At 41.1% G+C, this 287-nt stretch carries 1 tRNA gene; it reads right to left on the bottom strand.

The features are described 5' to 3' along the window. Window positions 1-110: 110 nt before the first annotated feature. Window positions 111-186 (bottom strand) — tRNA-Glu (locus H3T54_RS11810). Window positions 187-287 lie beyond the last annotated feature (101 nt).

Here is a 287-nt window from a genome sequence, read left to right as displayed (position 1 = left end):
CGTTTCTTTCAGCTTGTTCCTAATTGTTAAAGAGCTTTATCTTTCTATTCATTCGAATATCAAATAAATACAAACATAATTTTTTTGAAAAATAGCTTCATCACATTTAATGGCGTCCCCTAGGGGATTCGAACCCCTGTTACCGCCGTGAAAGGGCGATGTCCTAGGCCTCTAGACGAAGGGGACTTAACTATTTTTCGACAAACAAACAATCTGTGTGAACACTTACGAGCTCTTCGTAAGGAGGTGATCCAACCGCAGGTTCCCCTACGGTTACCTTGTTACGA

Source organism: Gilliamella sp. B14384G10 (assembly GCF_016101685.1).
Classification (GTDB): domain Bacteria; phylum Pseudomonadota; class Gammaproteobacteria; order Enterobacterales; family Orbaceae; genus Gilliamella; species Gilliamella apis_A.
Note: the sequence above shows the minus strand (reverse complement) of the source record. Positions and strands in the feature narration are given on the sequence as shown.